At 66.7% G+C, this 13,028-nt stretch carries 14 protein-coding genes; 11 read left to right on the top strand and 3 right to left on the bottom strand.

The genetic code is table 11. The features are described 5' to 3' along the window. The first annotated feature begins 9 nt into the window (after positions 1-9). The 7 genes from C2U31_RS00130 to ychF all read left to right on the top strand — a co-directional run bounded on the left by C2U31_RS00130 (position 10) and on the right by ychF (position 5,850). Positions 10-960, top strand: a complete 951-nt coding sequence (locus C2U31_RS00130; RefSeq protein ID WP_199770925.1) for a ribose-phosphate pyrophosphokinase — start codon at positions 10-12, stop codon at positions 958-960. A gap of 130 nt (positions 961-1,090) precedes the next feature. Next, positions 1,091-1,705 (top strand): 50S ribosomal protein L25/general stress protein Ctc, encoded by a 615-nt coding sequence (locus tag C2U31_RS00125; RefSeq protein WP_103271074.1) that lies wholly within the window; start codon positions 1,091-1,093, stop codon positions 1,703-1,705. Between the two features lie 96 nt (positions 1,706-1,801). After that, entirely contained in the window at positions 1,802-2,398 is a 597-nt protein-coding gene (gene pth / locus C2U31_RS00120) for an aminoacyl-tRNA hydrolase (protein WP_103271073.1), read from the top strand. 53 nt (positions 2,399-2,451) lie between these two features. Further along, positions 2,452-3,234, top strand: a complete 783-nt coding sequence (locus tag C2U31_RS00115) for a type II CAAX prenyl endopeptidase Rce1 family protein (RefSeq protein ID WP_369869722.1) — start codon at positions 2,452-2,454, stop codon at positions 3,232-3,234. Between the two features lie 222 nt (positions 3,235-3,456). After that, on the top strand, positions 3,457-3,957 hold the full coding sequence (locus tag C2U31_RS00110) for a hypothetical protein (protein ID WP_103271071.1): 501 nt from the start codon (positions 3,457-3,459) through the stop codon (positions 3,955-3,957). Positions 3,958-3,966: 9 nt separating this feature from the next. Continuing rightward, positions 3,967-4,500 carry a hypothetical protein gene (locus C2U31_RS00105; RefSeq protein ID WP_103271070.1) on the top strand — a complete coding sequence of 178 codons (534 nt, stop codon included), beginning with the start codon at positions 3,967-3,969 and terminating at the stop codon, positions 4,498-4,500. A 258-nt stretch (positions 4,501-4,758) separates the two neighbouring features. Next, positions 4,759-5,850 (top strand): redox-regulated ATPase YchF, encoded by a 1,092-nt coding sequence (gene ychF, locus C2U31_RS00100; protein ID WP_103271069.1) that lies wholly within the window; start codon positions 4,759-4,761, stop codon positions 5,848-5,850. A 107-nt stretch (positions 5,851-5,957) separates the two neighbouring features. Here the strand turns inward: ychF and C2U31_RS00095 are convergent, their stop codons facing one another. The 3 genes from C2U31_RS00095 to C2U31_RS00085 form a co-directional block, all read right to left on the bottom strand. After that, positions 5,958-7,079: a glycosyltransferase family 4 protein gene (locus C2U31_RS00095; RefSeq protein WP_103271068.1), complete on the bottom strand. Its 1,122-nt coding sequence runs from the start codon at positions 7,077-7,079 to the stop codon at positions 5,958-5,960. Positions 7,080-7,405: 326 nt separating this feature from the next. Further along, positions 7,406-7,909 (bottom strand): DUF2938 domain-containing protein, encoded by a 504-nt coding sequence (locus C2U31_RS00090; RefSeq protein WP_103271067.1) that lies wholly within the window; start codon positions 7,907-7,909, stop codon positions 7,406-7,408. A 67-nt stretch (positions 7,910-7,976) separates the two neighbouring features. Then, positions 7,977-8,879: a DMT family transporter gene (locus C2U31_RS00085; RefSeq protein ID WP_199770924.1), complete on the bottom strand. Its 903-nt coding sequence runs from the start codon at positions 8,877-8,879 to the stop codon at positions 7,977-7,979. 137 nt (positions 8,880-9,016) lie between these two features. Here C2U31_RS00085 and C2U31_RS00080 point away from each other — a divergent pair, with 137 nt between their 5' ends. The 4 genes from C2U31_RS00080 (at position 9,017) to C2U31_RS00070 (ending at position 13,012) form a co-directional block, all read left to right on the top strand. Continuing rightward, positions 9,017-9,616 (top strand): helix-turn-helix domain-containing protein, encoded by a 600-nt coding sequence (locus C2U31_RS00080; RefSeq protein WP_103271066.1) that lies wholly within the window; start codon positions 9,017-9,019, stop codon positions 9,614-9,616. Between the two features lie 107 nt (positions 9,617-9,723). Continuing rightward, the gene (locus C2U31_RS31110) at positions 9,724-9,849 is read left to right on the top strand and encodes a hypothetical protein (protein WP_255414609.1); all 126 of its coding nucleotides are present in this window, start codon (positions 9,724-9,726) and stop codon (positions 9,847-9,849) included. 278 nt (positions 9,850-10,127) lie between these two features. Then, positions 10,128-12,623 carry an AsmA family protein gene (locus C2U31_RS00075; RefSeq protein ID WP_103271065.1) on the top strand — a complete coding sequence of 832 codons (2,496 nt, stop codon included), beginning with the start codon at positions 10,128-10,130 and terminating at the stop codon, positions 12,621-12,623. Then, positions 12,620-13,012, top strand: a complete 393-nt coding sequence (locus tag C2U31_RS00070) for an MOSC N-terminal beta barrel domain-containing protein (RefSeq protein WP_103271064.1) — start codon at positions 12,620-12,622, stop codon at positions 13,010-13,012. Before C2U31_RS00075 ends, C2U31_RS00070 begins: the two co-directional genes overlap by 4 nt. Positions 13,013-13,028: the final 16 nt, after the last annotated feature.

Raw genomic sequence — 13,028 nt, 5'->3', positions numbered from 1 at the left:
TCATCCATCATGGCAAACGATAGTTTCATGATCTTCACGGGCACCGCCAATACTCGGCTGGCCGTGGACGTAGTCAACCACCTCGACATGTCCCTGGGCAAGATGACCGTGGGTCGCTTCTCGGACGGCGAGGTGATGGTCGAGATCAACGAGAACGTGCGCGGCAAGGACGTCTTCGTACTGCAGCCCACCTGTGCGCCCACCAACGACAACCTGATGGAAATCATGGTGATGGTCGATGCCCTGCGCCGCGCCTCGGCCGGTCGCATCACCGCCGCCATTCCCTATTTCGGCTACGCCCGCCAGGACCGTCGCCCGCGCTCGGCGCGCGTCGCGATCTCGGCCAAGGTCGTGGCCAACATGCTGCAAGTGGCCGGCGTGGACCGGGTCCTGACGATGGACCTGCACGCCGACCAGATCCAGGGCTTCTTCGACATCCCCGTGGACAACATCTACGCGGGTCCGATCCTGCTGGGCGACATCTGGCGCCGCAACTTCTCGAACCTGGTCGTCGTGTCCCCGGACATCGGCGGCGTGGTGCGGGCCCGCGCGCTGGCCAAGCAACTCGAAGCCGACCTGGCCATCATCGACAAGCGTCGTCCGCGCGCCAACGTGTCGGAAGTGATGAACATCATCGGTGAAGTCGACGGCCGCACCTGCATCATCATGGACGACATGGTCGACACCGCCGGCACGCTGTGCAAGGCGGCCCAGGCCCTGAAGGACCGCGGCGCTGGCGCCGTCTACGCGTATTGCACGCACCCCGTGCTGTCGGGCGGCGCGATCGAGCGCATCGAGGGCTCGGCCCTGGACGAGCTGGTCGTCACCGACACCATCCCGCTGTCCGAAGAAGGCCAGGCCAGCGGCAAGATCCGCCAGCTGTCCTGCGCGGCGCTGCTGGGCGAGACCATCCTGCGTATCTCGAACGCCGAATCGGTCAGCTCGCTGTTCGTCGACTGAGGCCCGTCGGCATTATCCGGATTTGCGTCTTGCTGGTCGCGGCAGGACGCGAAAAACACGGCGCGCATCTTGTGCGCCGTGAACACAACCGGCGAACCCGTTTCGCCATTTTTTGCTTTTGGAGTTTTCCATGAAATTCAATGCCACTGCGCGTAGCGTCCAGGGTTCGAGTGCGAGCCGCCGCCTGCGCCGCGCGGGCCGCGTTCCCGCCATCGTTTATGGCGGTACGGCTGCCCCCCTGAACATCGAACTCGACCACAACGAGATCTACCACGCCCTGCGCAAGGAAGAGTTCCACGCTTCCATCCTGCAAATGGCGCTGGAAGGCGCGGCCAAGGAAGAGCAAGTCCTGCTGCGTTCGGTTCAATGGCACGCCTACAAGCCGCAAGTCCTGCACGTGGACTTCCAGCGCGTGGACGCCAACCAGGCCCTGCACACCAAGGTGCCGCTGCACTTCCTGAACGCTGAAGTCTCGCCGGCCGTCAAGCTGAGCGGCGCGATCATCAGCCACGTGCTGACCGAGCTGGAAATCACCTGCCTGCCGGCCGCCCTGCCGCAGTTCATCGAAATCGACCTGAAGGACCTGCTGCCCGGCGCGTCGGTCCACCTGGCCGATATCAAGCTGCCCAAGGGCGTGACCTACGTCCCGCACGGTGGCGAGCCGAACCCGCTGCTGGCCGCTGCCGTGGTCAAGGGCGGCGCTGCCGCCGCTGACGACGCCGCCGAAGCCGCTCCGGCCGCCTAAGCCAGGCCGCGAGCCCTCGGGCTTGCGCAAGGCTGACGCCGAAACCCTGCGCGTGCATTTGCATGCGCAGGGTTTTTTGGTTTAAACACCCCCATCATGTCTACTCCCATACGCCTCATCGTCGGGCTGGGCAATCCCGGCCCCGACTACGAAACCACCCGGCACAACGCCGGCTTCTGGCTGGCCGATCACCTGGCCGATGATCTGCGCGCGTCCTTCGCGCTGGAGAAGTCGTTCTTCGGCATGGTCGCCAAGGCCCGGCTGGGCGCGGACAACGTGCTGCTGCTCAAGCCCAACACCTACATGAACCGTTCCGGCCAGGCGGTCGGCGCGCTGGCGCGCTTCTACAAGCTCGCGCCCGAGGCCGTGCTGGTGCTGCATGACGAGCTGGACCTCATGCCCGGCCAGGTGAAACTCAAGCAGGGCGGCGGGCACGCCGGCCACAACGGCCTGAAGGACATCCAGGCGGCGCTGGGCAGCCCCAACTTCTGGCGCCTGCGCATCGGCATCGGCCATCCGCGCACGCTGGGGCTGGCGCAGCAGGTCGCGGACTTCGTCCTGCACCCGCCGCGCCGCGAAGAGCAGACGGCGATCGAAGCCGTCATCGACCGCTGCCGCGCCGTGGTGCCGGCGATGCTGGCCGGCGATTTTCCGCTGGCGACGCGGCAACTTCACAGCGGCAACGATGCCTAACGGGATTGTGGCCGTCCGCCGCGGTCGATGAGCCCGCGCCTTGAATCGTTGAAATGCCCATGTCCGACCAGCCTGCCGTCCCAGCGTCCCGCAAACTGCGTTTCCGCGATGAACTGGTCGATTTCTGGCGCTTCATCCGCCGGCCGAACGCGGCGCGGTTGACGGGGCGCGGACCGGGCGGCGGCGTGTGGCGTGATTTCTGGCCGGGCGTGCGTCCCGGCCGGCTGCTGGCCTGGGCGCTGCTGCTGTGGTGCGTGAACCTGTTCGCGCTGGGGCCGGTGGCGGTCGCCGCCGCCGGACTCGCGGGGGCCACGCATAGGCTGGATCCCACCAACATCCCCTGGCTGACCGCCATCATCTGGGCGCCGCTGGTCGAGGAAATGCTGTTCCGCTACGGCCTGCGACGGCCCAGGCAGGCGCTGTGGCTGTGCCCGGCACTGGTGCCCGTGGTGCTGTGGGGGCCGCGCATCTGGACCGGGCTGCTGCTGGCCGCGTTCCTGTTGCTGGCCGTCTGGGCGCTGATCCGGCGCGCGCAGCCGCTGCAAGGCTGGGATACGACCTGGCGTCGCTATTACCTGAAGCATTTCGGCCTGGTGTTCCACCTGGGCACGCTGACCTTCGCCGCCGTGCACCTGAGCAATTTCGTCTTCAGCAAGACGCCGTACTGGCTGCTGCCCCTGCTGGTGCTGCCGCAATGGCTCACGGGTCTGGCGCTGGGCTGGATGCGGGTGCGCAGGGGTATCGGCGCGGCCATCGCGTTGCACGCCGTCTTCAACGCGGGGCCGATCGTGCTGATCTGGGCGGTGATGCGCTGGGTGCCGGGGGCGGCAGCGTAGGGCAGTTCTGGCACGTTGCGTTCCCGACGGGCCTTTTTGTTTTCTACACTGGTGCGGGACTTGTGGGCGCGCGGCGCAGTCGTGCTTCGGCAGTGCCATCATGACAAGGTAAGACCGGATTGCGTGGCGAGCCGCCCGGCGTTTACCTATCCACGAGTGTGTCGCGTGATAGATTGCCAGTCAGCGAGCCACACAGCAGTGTCAATAAGAGATGCCGAGATCATGACCGACTTGAAGGGGTTTATCGAGAACCAGCGGATGCTTGCTACTGTCCAGGCGCAAGTTGACTGGACAAAGCGCCGTCAGAAATGGTTGCGGGAGCTGGATGAGCTTTTCCGCTGGATCGCGCGTGAACTGGAAATGGCCGGTCTGAGACAGGACGCTTTCGAAAGGCCTGTTGTCAAACTGCATGAGGAGCGCCTGGGTCACTACGATGCGCCGTCCTTGTCTGTCCAGCTGCCTACCGGACTTTGGGTGGATTTCAAGCCCAAGGGGAGCGTGATCATTGGCGGCTATGGCCGTGTCGACGTGCAACCTCGTCATGCGCTCAAGTTGGTCAAGCTGATTGCTCTCGATGCCCACGAGGATCGGTCGCCCGTTGATCACACGCCGTCCTACGACAGGGACTGGGTATGGCGGGTTTTCCCGGCGATAGGGACGGCAGGGTCATATGCCCTGGATGAGGCGGGATTGGGGCGGCTCTTCACGGACGTCATGAGCTGAGGCGCCAGCATGTTTCCCGACATCGGCAGAGCGCGCGATTGGTACTTTTCCACGAGGGACGGACTCCTGTGCTTGGGACGTTACATCCATGCTCCCAGTCGTCCCGAGGGGATCAGCGCCATCACTGATGACGCCATCTTCGGCATGACCGAAGCAGAGTGGAAGGACTACCTCCAGAAGCGACTGGATGAGCACGAGCTGTTCGCTTCCCTTGCTTTGATGGCGGCATGCGAGGGGGCTATCCGCAGAGATGTGCAGTGGCGGGTTGCCGAAAGGCGATCGCAGCATCAGCACTTTTCCAAAGTGCCAGAGAAGGGATACCTGAAGATATCGACGATACTCAACCGCTGGATACAGGTGCTGGGCTCCAACAACTATGCGAGCAATCGCTTGAAGCAATTGCTGGGGTTGTATGTTGGGCGAAATGCGCTGGCTCACGGCGTCGCGCCTATGGGCAGCGCGGTGTTCGAGGCGTTATGGGAAGACCTGCGCAAGATCGAAGAAAAATGGAAGCAGGCCGTGCCGGACTTCCGTGGATTCTGAGGGACATAGTCCTGGCCAGGACTCAGGTGATGCATGCATGCCCACCCGTGGTCACCCCCGGCGTCCCGGCCTGCGCCCAGTCGCGCAAAACGGTTAAAATGCGCCTTTTCCGGACATGTGCGACCAAGCGCCCGGCAAGTCCGCCGGCTCCACGCCTTGCGCGCCAGTGCCCGCGGCCACCCGCCATCCCCGCGCGGGGCGGCAAGATGTACCGCACTCACATTGGGCGCATAGCGCCTTGATACGTATAGGATTCCCATGGCTCTGCAATGCGGCATCGTCGGCCTGCCTAATGTCGGCAAATCGACGCTTTTCAACGCTCTGACCCGCGCCGGCATCGCCGCCGAGAACTATCCGTTCTGCACCATCGAGCCCAACGTGGGCGTCGTGGAAGTGCCGGATCCGCGCCTGCAGAAGCTGGCCGAGATCGTCAAGCCCGAGCGCATCCTGTCGGCCACGGTCGAGTTCGTGGACATCGCCGGCCTGGTGGCCGGCGCGAGCAAGGGCGAAGGCCTGGGCAACCAGTTCCTCTCGCACATCCGCGAGACCGACGCCATCGTCAACGTGGTGCGCTGCTTTGAAGACCCGAACGTGATCCACGTCGCCGGCAAGGTCGATCCCATTGCCGACATCGAGGTCATCGAGACCGAGTTGGCCCTGGCCGACTTGCAGACCGCCGAGAAGGCCCTGCAACGCCACCAGAAGACCGCGCGTTCCGGCGACAAGGAATCGCAGCGCATCGTGGCCGTGCTGGAAAAATGCGTGGCCCAGCTGAACGAAGCCAAGCCCATCCGTGCGCTGGACCTGACGACCGAGGAAAAGGCCGACATCGCCCAGCTCTGCTTCATCACCGCCAAGCGCGCGATGTACGTGGGCAACGTGGCCGACGATGGTTTCTCCAACAACCCGCTGCTGGACCGCCTGACCGAGTTCGCCGCCAAGCGCAACGCGCCCGTGGTCGCCATCTGCGCCGCCATCGAGTCCGAGATCGTCGACCTGGACGACGCCGACCGCCAGGCCTTCCTGAGCGACATGGGCATGGAAGAGCCGGGCCTGAACCGCCTGATCCGCGCCGCCTTCAAGCTGCTGGGTCTGCAAACGTACTTCACCGCCGGCGTGAAGGAAGTGCGCGCCTGGACCGTGCCGATCGGCGCCACCGCGCCCCAGGCCGCGGGCGTGATCCATACCGACTTCGAGCGCGGCTTCATCCGCGCGCAGACCATCGCCTACGAGGACTACATCGCCTACAAGGGCGAGCAGGGCGCCAAGGAAGCCGGCAAGATGCGCGCCGAAGGCAAGGAATACATCGTGCAGGACGGCGATGTGATGAACTTCCTGTTCAACGTCTGATCCCGGCCCGCGCACCCGCTTCCCACGGAACGGATGCGCCCAGCGGCAAAAGCCGAGACCCACCATCTGGCGGGCCTCGGCTTTTTTTCATAGCGCCTCATCGCGCCTCAGCGCCCGCGCTTGCGCCTGATCGCCACTTCATACGCCCGCAGCGTCTCATCCATCTTGCGCCCCAGCTGGAAGTTGTCTTCGGCGAAGACGCGCGCCTGCTCCACCACCCGACGAGCCCGTGCGGGATCGCTCCAGATACCGGCCACGTGCCCGGTGAATCCGGCCACGTCGCCCGGCTCGGCCAGCCAGCCGGTCGCGTCCGGCTTCACGATCTCGGGCAGTCCGCCCACATTGCTGACCACCACCGGGCAGCCGGCGGCGAAGGCTTCGGGCACGACGCGCGACCAGGCCTCGTTGGACGAGGGCACCAGCAGCGCGTCGGCGGCGTGGATCACCTGGTCGATGTCGCCGCGATGGCCGGCGAATACGGTATGGGCCGCGATGCCCAGTTCATCGGCCAGCGCGTGCAGCCGGGGGCCGAAGGCGGCCTTCTCGGCGGTGGGCGTGCCGACCACCAGCGCGATGGCGGGAATCTCGCGCTGGCGCAGCTGCTGGACCACGCGCAGCAGGTCGTCCTGGCGCTTTTCCGGGCGCAGCATGCCGATGGTGGCGACCACGAAGGCGTCGGCGTCCAGCCCGAGTTCAGCGCGCATGCGCTGGCGCAGCGCGGCCTTGTCCACGTCCAGGAAGAAACGCTGGTCGGCCCATTCGCCGACCACGCTGACGCGCTCGGCCGGCGCGAAGCCGGCTGACACGATGTCGTTGCGGCCTTCGCCGCTGGTGGCGATGACGTGATGGCAGCCGACGCGCCATTCCAGGCGCTTGCGCAGGCTGGTGCGCAGGTACTTGGCGAAATGGCGGGTGCGCACGACGGCGCACAGGTCCTGGCACAGCGCGCTGGTCTTGCCGTCCGCGCGGCTGTGGGCGTCGATGACCTCGATGCGCAGGCGCTTGACCAGCCGGCGCAGCCCCAGCACGGTGGACGGCGAGTAGGCGGATTCGAAGTCGATGCCCACGGCTTCCAGCGAGCGCTCGTGCGCCGCCTTCAGCGTCTCGCTGCCGGGCGGCGCGGCGATGGCCACGACATGTCCTTGCTCCTTGAGCCACTGCGCCTGTTCCAGGACGCGGAATTCCATGCCGCCCAGATGGGAGCCGGCCAGGGTGTGCAAGATATGCATGAGGGTCGAAAAAGAGGGAGGGCGCGCCTTGCTGAAGGCCAATCCGGCTGGAAGCGCTGGAGACGCCGTGGCGTCGCGCACGGGCCGTTCGCGGCGCGCGGCCAGCGGGCGGGTCGACGGGGCAGGGCGCGGCCCTGGAGCCATGCCCGTGGCGTGGCTGCGTCCTGCCGCCCGGGTAGCGGCGCGTGGCAGGATTCTAGGGGCTTTTCGGGAAATGTAAAGACGGCCCGCGGTCGCGGGCCGTCATGAGGCTCACAGGCGCGGCCTGTGCATTGGCGCGGCGTGGCGCGGCGCGTTCAGCTTCGTTGCGCGCGGCGGGCGACGGATCAGGCCGCCAGCACCGCCCGGCATGCCAGTCCGGCCAGATACAGCCCGACGCCGAACGATGCGTGGGCCATCAGGCTGCGCAGCCGCGCGACCGGGGGATTGGGCGTCCTGGATGCGGCGATGCCCGCGCCCATGCCGGGCTGCAGGATGAAGAAGGGCGCGGCCACCGTGCCGATGCCGACCAGCAGCGCGGGCAGGAAGGTCGGGTGCTGCGCCCATTGCGGTCCGGCGATGCGCAGCAGCAGGGCCGCGAAGACGACGCCGATGGCGTAGTGCGCGATCCAGCCGATGGCGGCTTCCGCCGCGACCGGTTCGGCCTTGCCGATGTTCGGGTGGATAAACCGTCCGCGCGGCAGATGGCCGATCCAGCGGCCTACCATGGCGTAGTTCAGGCCGGGGATGTTGAAGCAGCGCTTTAGGAACAGCGCCCAGGCGTCCATGACCAGCGTGGCGCCGGCGCCGATCAGCAGGATGCGGACGAGGAAGTCGGAATCGATGGTCATGGTGTCGGGGCGCGCCGCAAGATGAGTGCGCCATACATTCAATAAATTAATTGAATGATATTAAATATCAAGACTGCCTGTCAACGTCGGCTTCGGCCGGACCGCCTGCGCGCGCCGGCCGGTTCATCGCCGCGGCGCTCAGCAGGATCAGCGCCGCTCCGGCGATCTGGATGGCGTTCATGCGCTGATCGAACGCCAGCGCGTCTACCAGCATCGCGACGATGGGGTAGATGAAGGACAGCACGCCGATGAGGCTGGTCGCGGTCTTTTGCAGCGCGCTGTAGAGCAGCGTCGACATCAGGCCGGTGTGGACCACGCCGATCGCGACAAGCAGGCCCCAGGCGCGCGGCTGGTCGGGCAGGGCGGCCGAGGGCGACATCAGCGCCGCGCCGATGAGAAGCTGGATCAGCACGATCAGATGCGGCGGCACGCCCTTCAAGCCCTTGGCGATGATGGCGGCGATCGCGTAGAAGAACGCGGCGCCCAGGGCCAGCGCGACGCCGGTGGCGAACGAGCCGCCCGCATGCAAAGCCGCTGCCGGCCGGCCCGCGACGATGGCCGCCAGGCCGCCGAAGGCCAGCGCCAGGCAGGCGAGCTTGCGCGCGCCCGGTTTCTCCTTGAAGCACAATGCGCCCAGCGCGACCAGCATGAAGGGCTGCGTGTGATAGACGATGGTGGCGACCGAGATGGATGCGTGGCCGTAGGCGCCGAACAGCAGCGTCCAGTTCAGCGCCAGCGCCACGCCGCCCAGCACGCACAGGCCAGCCTGGCGGCGGCTCAGCAGGCCCCGCCGCAATTGCCCCAGCCAGCCGCAGACGGCCAGCATGGCCAGCGCGCCGAACAGGCAGCGCCAGAACACCGCGGCGCGCGGCGATACGCCGGCCGCCAGCACGAACCAGCCGACGGTGCCGGAAATGATCATCGCGGCCGTCATTTGCAGGGCGCCTCGGGTGTTGTCGGTGATGGGCATGAGTCGTCGTGGCTGGCGCCGGCCTTTCATATTGAACGATGGGTTGATATAGTGAACAAATATTTAATATCGTTCGTCAAGTCGAACGTTCGGGTCCGCGAAAAACAAGCGGGCCTGTCATGGATCGGACCTGCAACATGCGCCAGCAACCTTCTCCCAGAGCGGATTCCGCAGCCAGCAACGCCGCGTCGCCGGCCCCCATCGGCCTGCTGGCGACCGCGCTGCGCCGCGAGCGCGAACGCGCCGGCATGTCGCTTGCCGAACTGGCCCGGCGCGCCGGGCTGGCCAAATCCACCTTGTCGCAGCTGGAGTCGGGCACGGGCAATCCCAGCCTGGAAACGCTGTGGGCGCTGGCGATGGCGCTGGATGTGCAGGTCAGCCGGCTGATCGGCGAGGCCCAGGCCAGGGTGCAGGTCATTCGCGCGCACGAAGGCGTTGCCGCCGTGTCCGAGCAGGGCAACTATGCGGCCACGCTGCTGGCCGCCTGCCCCGCGGGCGCGCAGCGTGATGTGTACCGGGTGCGGGCGCAGCCCGGCGAAGCGCGGCTGTCCAAGCCGCATGGCCCGGGCATGATCGAGCATGTGATCCTGGCGAGCGGTCGCGCGCGGATCGGGCCGCTGGGGCAGGAGGTGGAGCTGGCGCCGGGCGATTACATCCGCCATGCGGCCGACGTGCCGCATGTGTTCGAGGCGCTGGCGCCCGACACCGTGGCTGTGATGCTGCTGGAGCACGGCTGAGCGTTTGAACTTGTCTTGAGGATGATCCTCGCTTTAAGAATCTTCCCGCAGACTGAGCCCCGTGTCTTGCCTATAGTCTTGTCGCCAAGAGGTGGAAGGAGCGGGCCATGAAGTCGTGGGCGATACGGATTGCGTTGGTGGGGGCGGCATTCGGCGTGCTGACCTGCCTGTCCAGCGCCTGGGCGCCCGTGGCGCGCGCGCCGTTGGCGCAGGACCAGCCGATCGAGGACTAGCCGCGATGGCCGAGACGCGCGTATGACGCTGGCACGCGGTCTCCGATTTGTTACGATAGCGATATCTGCATGCCGGCGTCGCCGGCGCTTTCCGCAGGCTTTTCCTTCAAGCACGCTTCTTCTCCGGCGCCGCGCCGCGGATCTGGCCGGCGAGGGGATTTGCCGCCGAAGGCAAATGGATTTCAAAACGCCCGCGGCCCGGCCGCCGGCGAAGCGCCAGCGCCGCGCGGCAGCGCGGCATCATAGGGATTTCCAGTCGAGGTACCGACGGGGCAGCAATGAAAACGTGGTTCAAGCGCATATTGATAGGCCTGGTAGTGTTGGTTGTCGTGGCCGTCGTTGGCCTGGCCATCTTCTTGCTGACATTCGATCCCAATGCGTACAAGTACAAGCTGGAAGAGCTTGTCAAGGAACGCTATGACCGCACCCTGACCATCGACGGCGAGATCGAGCTCTCGCTGTTCCCGCGCATCGGCCTGGCCGTGCAGGGCGTGTCGCTGTCCGAGGCAGGCAGCAAGGAAACCTTCGCGTCGATCGACAGCACGCGCCTGGCGGTGGCGGTGTGGCCGCTGCTGTCCAACAGCTTCGTGGTGGACCACGTCGCCATCAGCGGCCTGAAGGCGCGCGTGATCCGCGGCAAGGACGGCCAGTTCAACTTCAGCAACCTGGTGGGCGGCGCCGCACCGGTGGTGACCGCGCCGGCCAATCCGGCCGAGGCCATCGCGGGCGCGGCCCAGACCGCCGCGCAGGCCGTCACCAGCGGCACCCTGCCGTCGTCGGGCAGCAACATGCAGATCGATATCGCCGGCCTGGACCTGAAGGACGGCGAGGTGCAGCTGCAGGACGCCATCTCGGGCATGGCCGTGGCGGTGACGCGCATCAACGCCAATACCGGCCGCGTCACCTTCAATCAGCCTTTCGACGTGCGCCTGACCGCCAAGCTCGAAGGCGGCAATCCGCGGGTGGACGCCAACCTGACCGGTCAGGCGCTGCTGACGCTCGATCCTTCGGCCAAGCGCTATGCCGCGCAGAAGCTGGATCTGCGGGTCGATGGCAAGCTGCCCGGCGCCGAGACCAAGAGCCTGTCCATGCGCGGCAATCTGGCATTCAACGGCCAGAAGTCGGCGTTGGACCTGTCCGCGCTGGAAGTGCTGTTCCAGGGCGAGATCACCGATCCGGCCGCGCGCGCGACCAATGTCGAAGCCAGCGTGGCCGTGCCCAAGCTGTCCGTGGATCCGCACAAGAGCCAGCTGCAGATCGAGAAGCTGGCCGTGCGCGCCAAGGGCGGCCTGGCCGACGGCCCGTTTGAATTCGCTGTTGACGCGCCCGCGCTCAATATTTCCCCGGCATCCGCCACTGGCGAGGCCCTGACCGGCCGCGTGCGCGTGGGCGGCCTGGACGCCAGCTTCGGCCTGAACGGCATCAGCGGCAACGCCGGCGAGCTGGATATCAAGGAAGCCAAGCTGGACAGCACGTCCAAGAGCGGCGAGCGCATCGTCAAGCTGAACTTCGCCTCGCCGCTGTCGCTGAATCTGCTCCAGCGCAGCGGCGGCCTGTCCGGGCTGCGCGGCGACGTCAACATCACCGATCCCGGCCTGCCCAAGGGCAGCCTGCAGATCCCGGTCATCGGCAGCCTGAACGTGGATCTGCTCAAGGATCAGGCCAGTACCAAGATCAACGCCGTGCTCGAAGGCGGCAAGTTCGACCTGAGCGCCGACATCAGCAAGCTGCGCGATGCGCCGCTGGTCAATGTCGCGCTGGCCGTGGACACGCTGGACCTGGACAAGCTGGCGCCGCCGGCCGCGGCCGCGCCCGCCAAGGCGCCGGCCGAAGGCAAGAAGGACGAATCCAAGCCCGCGCAGCCGGCCCCCGCGCCGGCCGCCGACGACAACATCAACCTGTCGGCCCTGGTCGGTCCCAGCGTCAACGGCACGCTCAAGATCGGCAAGCTGGTGGTGCGCGGCCTGAAGGCCGACGACGTGGCCGCCACGGCGAAGCTGGATAAGGGCAAGCTGGACGTATCCAGCCTGACCGCCGGCCTGTACGGCGGCAAGCTGGCCGGCACCTTGAGCCTGGATGCGGCGCAGGGCAATCAGATCGCCACCAAGCTGTCGCTGGCGGGCATCGCGATCGAGCCGCTGCTGATGGACCTGGCGCAGAAGAACGTGCTCAGCGGCACGGGCAGCCTGGCGCTGGACCTGAAGACCGCGGGCGCCAACGCCTACGCCATGAAGAGCGGACTGGGCGGCACGCTGCAGCTGCGCCTGCGCGACGGCGCGGTCAAGGGCATCAACCTGACCCAGACGTTGCGCGAGCTCAAGGCGGTCATCTCGCCCGATGCGCAGGACCACACCGTGGCCGCCGACAGCAGCAAGCAGACCGAGTTTTCCGAGATGGACGCCGACCTGGCCTTCACCAAGGGCGTCGCCGCCGTCAAGCGCCTGAACTTCGTTTCGCCGCTGCTGCGCGTGACGCAGGGCGAGCCGGCTTCCATCGATTTCGTCCGCAACGAGCTGGACTTGGTGGCGCGCGCGCGCGTCGTCAATCCGTCGGCCAGCGAGGAAGGCAAGGAACTGATCGACCTGAAGGACGTGACCATTCCAGTTCACGTCCGGGGCACGTTCGACAAGCCGTCCTATACCGTGCTGTGGAAGGAAGCCATCGGCGGCATTCTCAAGCGCAGCCTGGAGAACAAGCTGCGCGACGCCGTCACCGGCAAGGGCAAGGGCGGCGCGGCCGTGGACAAGGCGCTCAAGGGCCTGCTGGGACGATGAGCGACGCGCCGCAGCATCAGCCCGTCGCCGAGTGCGGCCTGACCGCGCAGCCCGAGGCCGCGCCCTATCACCGGCAATGGCTGGTGGCCAACGATTCGGGGCAATGGCTCAACCGCGAGCTGTGCCCGCGCCTGGCCGAGGTGTCGGTCGAGCTGCGCATGGGCTACCTGGTGCTGAAGGCGCCCGGCATGCTGCGCATGGACATCCCGCTGGACGTGATCGAGGACGACGACAGCGTGCGCTACAGCATGCGGGTCGGCGAGCAGGTCATCGACGTGGTGGACGAGGGCGAGCTGGCCGCGGCCTGGATCTCGAACTTCGTGCAGGTGCCCTGCCGCATCATGAAAGTGCATCCGGACACGCCGGTGTCCGCCTGGCCCGCTGCTTGAGGCGCGTGCAAGCCGG

The organism is Achromobacter sp. AONIH1, assembly GCF_002902905.1.
In the GTDB taxonomy this organism is placed as follows: domain Bacteria; phylum Pseudomonadota; class Gammaproteobacteria; order Burkholderiales; family Burkholderiaceae_B; genus Achromobacter.
This window is presented reverse-complemented; position numbering and strand designations above follow the sequence as displayed.